The 1,016-nt window shown below is 76.4% G+C and carries 1 protein-coding gene; it reads left to right on the top strand.

Going from position 1 to position 1,016, the window contains the following annotated elements; translation table 11 throughout:
- Positions 1-1,016 (top strand): ComEC/Rec2 family competence protein (locus tag L2I40_RS23685; RefSeq protein ID WP_237217800.1); only part of this gene is annotated, 1,016 nt, incomplete at both ends.

The raw sequence follows: 1,016 nt of genomic DNA, 5'->3' as shown, positions 1-1,016 counted from the left end.
GGGCCGGTCACGGTGATCGCGGCGGCCGACAGCCTGCCCGGCTTCGCGGCGCTGCGCACGACGCTCGAGGCGCGGGTCGAGGCGGCGATCCCCGGCCCGGCGGGCGCGGTCGCGGCCGCGCTGCTCACCGGGTCGCAGGCGGCGATCCCGCCGGCCGAGATCGCGGCGATGCGCGATTCCGGCCTGGCGCACCTGCTCTCCGTGTCCGGCTTGCACATGGCGATCGTGATGGGCGCGGTCTTCGCCACGCTCCGGGTCGCGATCGCGCTGGTGCCCTGGCTCGCGCTGCGCGTCCCGGGCAAGGCGGTGGCCGCGGGCGGCGCGCTGGTCGCGGGGCTCGGCTACACGCTGCTGAGCGGGGCGCAGGTGCCGATGCAACGCTGCCTCGTGATGGCCGCGCTGGTCACGCTGGCGCTCGTCGTCGGGCGGCGCGCGCTGACGGTCCGCACGCTGGCGATCGCCGCGGCGGTGGTGATGCTCGCCGCGCCGGCCGAATTGCTCGGGCCCTCCTTCCAGATGTCCTTCGCCGCGGTGCTCGCCCTGGTCGCGGGGCACGAGGCCCTGCGCGGGCCACTCGCCAAGCTGCCGCTGACGGGCTGGAAGCGGAAGGCGATGCTGTTCGCCGTCGGCCTCGTGCTGACCTCGATGCTCGCCGGCGCCGCGACGGCGCCCTTCGGGCTGCATCATTTCGGGCGGCTGCAGCTGTACGGGGTCGTCGCGAACGCGCTCGCCGTGCCGCTGACCTCTATCCTCGTGATGCCGGCGGGCATGATCGCGCTGGCGCTGATGCCGCTGGGGCTCGAAGCGCCGGCGCTCTGGGCCATGGGGCAGGGGGTGGAGGCAATCCTCGGCGTCGCGCGCCTCATCGCCGCCTGGCCCGAGGCGTCGCCGGTGCTGCCGCCGCTGCCCGGGCCGGCGCTCGCCGCGGCGACGCTCGGCTTCTGCTGGCTGGCGATCTGGCGCGGCAGGATGCGGCTGCTCGGGCTGCCGGCGATCGCGGCGGCGCTGGCCGTCGG

The sequence above is a fragment of the Falsiroseomonas oryziterrae genome, from assembly GCF_021864505.1.
Lineage (GTDB): Bacteria > Pseudomonadota > Alphaproteobacteria > Acetobacterales > Acetobacteraceae > Falsiroseomonas > Falsiroseomonas oryziterrae.
This window is presented reverse-complemented; position numbering and strand designations above follow the sequence as displayed.